At 49.5% G+C, this 3,322-nt stretch carries 5 protein-coding genes; all 5 read left to right on the top strand.

The features are described from left to right. The coding region (locus Q0241_RS08460) for a cytochrome b N-terminal domain-containing protein (protein WP_299376002.1) at nt 1-951 on the top strand (951 nt) is incomplete at its 5' end. Continuing rightward, the gene (locus Q0241_RS08455) at nt 944-1,711 is read left to right on the top strand and encodes a cytochrome c1 (protein ID WP_299375999.1); all 768 of its coding nucleotides are present in this window, start codon (nt 944-946) and stop codon (nt 1,709-1,711) included. The genes Q0241_RS08460 and Q0241_RS08455, both read left to right, overlap by 8 nt. 136 nt (nt 1,712-1,847) lie before the next feature. Next, nucleotides 1,848-2,717, top strand: a complete 870-nt coding sequence (locus Q0241_RS08450) for an S-methyl-5'-thioadenosine phosphorylase (protein ID WP_299375996.1) — start codon at nt 1,848-1,850, stop codon at nt 2,715-2,717. A 15-nt stretch (nt 2,718-2,732) separates the two neighbouring features. Continuing rightward, on the top strand, nt 2,733-3,008 hold the full coding sequence (locus Q0241_RS08445) for a hypothetical protein (protein WP_299375993.1): 276 nt from the start codon (nt 2,733-2,735) through the stop codon (nt 3,006-3,008). Between the two features lie 29 nt (nt 3,009-3,037). Then, the coding region (locus Q0241_RS08440; RefSeq protein ID WP_299375990.1) for an aldo/keto reductase at nt 3,038-3,322 on the top strand (285 nt) is incomplete at its 3' end.

The following is a 3,322-nucleotide window of genomic DNA, read 5'->3' as shown; positions in this document are numbered from 1 at the left end:
GCGATGTTCTTCATCGTGGTCTACTTGCATATTTTCCGCGGCCTGTATTACGGATCTTATAAAGCCCCACGGGAATTGCTTTGGTGGGTGGGTCTTGTGATCTTCCTGCTGATGATGGCTACTGCGTTTATGGGTTACGTTCTACCTTGGGGCCAAATGAGCTTCTGGGGAGCGACTGTTATCACGAACCTCTTTGGCGCTTTGCCAGTTGTTGGTGATCCAATTGTAACCTGGCTTTGGGGTGGTTTCTCTGTTGATAATCCAACACTGAACCGTTTCTTCAGCCTGCATTATCTGCTGCCGTTTGTAATTGTTGGTATCGTGATCCTTCATGTTTGGGCACTTCACACAACAGGTTCAAACAACCCAACAGGTATTGAGATCAAAGACAAACAGGATAGCATCCCGTTCCATCCTTACTATACTGTGAAGGATCTGTTCGGTTTGGCTGTGTTCCTGATTGTTTTCTCAGCGTTCTTGTTCTACGCGCCAAACTACATGGGGCATCCGGATAACTACATTCCGGCAAACCCATTGGTAACACCTGCACATATTGTTCCTGAATGGTACTTCCTACCTTTCTATGCGATCTTGCGTGCGGTTCCAGATAAACTGGGTGGTGTGTTGTTGATGTTTGGGGCGATTGCAGTTCTCTTTGCCTTGCCTTGGCTCGACAGAAGCCGTGTACGGTCGGCGAAATATCGTCCGATTTACAAGCAGCTTTTCTGGATCTTCGTGATTGATTGTTTTGTTCTGACATATGTTGGCGGTAAGCCTGCGGAAGAGCCATACATTCTGATCGGCCGTCTCGCGACAGTTTATTACTTCGTACATATCCTGATCTTGCTGCCGTTGGTGGGACTGTTTGAAAAACACAAACCGTTACCTTCCAGTATATCGGAAGCTGTTCTGGATAAAAAACCTGGTGCAGGGGAGGCAGGCAATGCTTAAATTTGTAAAGTCTTTAAGTGCTGCGGCTGTTCTCTCTGTGATGACATTGTCGGGCGCAGCTGCGGCCGGCGGTGGTGTCGAGCTGAAATCAGCAACGTGGAATCATACAGGTATGTTTGGCACCTATGATCGTGCAGCGGCGCAACGGGGACTTCAAGTCTACCGTGAAGTATGCGCGGGCTGTCATGGTCTGGGACTTGTGGCAATGCGGACACTTCAGGATCTTGGGTTTACCGAAGATGAAGTCAAAGCACTGTCCAAAGAATATACTGTTATGGACGGGCCTGACGGCGAGGGTGAAATGTTTGAGCGGCCAGGTAAGCCATCAGATAAATTCCCATCTCCTTTTGCAAATGAGAATGCAGCACGGGCGTCTAACGGCGGTGCTTATCCTCTCGACCTTTCATTGATCGTGAAAGCGCGGCCAGGCTTTGAAAACTATCTGTACTCATTGCTAACCGGTTATGTCGATGCGCCAGCTGACTTTAAGCTGAATGAAGGCATGAACTACAATGCTTACTTCGAAGGTCATCAGATTGCCATGCCATCGCCGCTGTCTGAAGATGCGGTTGAGTATGCTGATGGAACACCGGCCACTGTTGATCAGATGGCAAAAGATGTGACCGTCTTCCTTGCTTGGGCCGCTGAGCCTAAACTCGAAGAACGCAAACACATGGGACTGCGGGTTATTTTATTCCTGCTGATCATGACGGGTCTGTTCTATGCGGTTAAAAAGAAAGTTTGGTCTGATCTTCACTAAAAAGGATTAGTCTCAATACATTAAAAGGGCGCTGTTTTCGGCGCCCTTTTTTTACGCCTAGTTCGTGTGGGTGATTTAATAGCTGACCCCGCTCCCGGTGCTTGGTATGTTGGATCGAATTTTGGAGATTACGAGAATGAGCAAGCCCGTGATTGGCATTATCGGTGGAAGTGGGGTGTATGATCTGGATGGCCTTACCGACACGCGCTGGGAAAATGTAACGTCCCCGTTTGGCGCGCCCTCTGATGAGGTCTTGCGTGGACGGTTAGGGGATGCGGATATGGTGTTTTTACCGCGTCACGGACGCGGCCATCGTATCTCACCATCTGACATTAACTACCGAGCCAATATTGATATTCTCAAACGCGCAGGGGTTACCGATATTATATCGTTGAGCGCTTGCGGCTCGTTCGAAGAGAGATTGGCGCCGGGCACTTTTGTGATTGTCGATCAATTCATTGACCGGACATTCGCGCGGGAAAAAAGCTTTTTTGGCACCGGATTGGTTGCGCATGTGAGCATGGCAGAACCCGTCTGTTCGCGGCTTGGCGACGCATTGGCGGCATCGGCGAACGAGCTTGGAATTGACGTTGTGCGCGGCGGCACCTATCTGGCGATGGAGGGCCCGCAATTTTCATCACGGGCAGAATCAGAGCTATATCGGCAATGGGGCTGTCAGGTCATTGGCATGACCAATATGCCAGAGGCGAAGTTAGCCCGTGAAGCTGACATATGTTACACCACGGTTGCCATGGTTACAGATTTTGACTGTTGGCATCCGGATCATGAGAATGTGGATGTTACCGCCGTTATCGCGGTTTTAACGGGTAATGGTGACAAAGCGCGTTCTTTGGTTAAGACTGTTGCGCCAAAACTGTCGGCGCGGAACCAAACTTGCACCGCTGGATGCCATCATGCGCTTGATAATGCCCTTATTACGGCCCCAGAAATGAGAGACCCGGAATTGATTGCAAAATTGGATGCGATTGCGGGTCGTGTTTTATAAATACAGGAAACTGACGTGGATATTAAAAAATACATTCGAACCATTCCCGACTACCCAAAAAAAGGGGTTATGTTTCGGGATATAACGACGCTGTGGCAGGATGCGGGGGGCTTGCGCACCGCAATTGACCAATTGGTTTGGCCTTATGCGGGGGTTCGAATAGATAAAGTGGCTGGCATTGAAGCGCGTGGCTTTGTTTTGGGCGGTGCTATTGCCCACCAACTGAGTGTGGGGTTTGTTGTGGAGGGGGGGGCAATGGTGGGCGGGGTGATTTTTCGGCTGATTGGGTAAGCCAATCGGTAGACGGTATTCTCAACCGATTGAATACTGAAAAGCTCGATGTGCTGTTATTACATCGCCCTGATCCTTTGATGGAACTCGATGAGCTGGCAAGAACGTTAGAGCACTTAAAAGCGCAAGGTAAGGTCGATTTCTTTGGTGTGTCGAACATGAACAGCCATCAAATTCAGTACCTACAATCTGCGCTCGGGCAGCCCATTGTCGCGAATCAAGTTGAGATGAGCTTAGCCAAGCTGGATTGGTTGAATGATGGGGTGATGATTAACTCGCAAGGGCATCATCAATCAGATTTCGCCGCAGGCACA

The sequence above is a fragment of the uncultured Kiloniella sp. genome (assembly GCF_937128705.1).
Taxonomy (GTDB): domain Bacteria; phylum Pseudomonadota; class Alphaproteobacteria; order Kiloniellales; family Kiloniellaceae; genus Kiloniella.
This window is presented reverse-complemented; position numbering and strand designations above follow the sequence as displayed.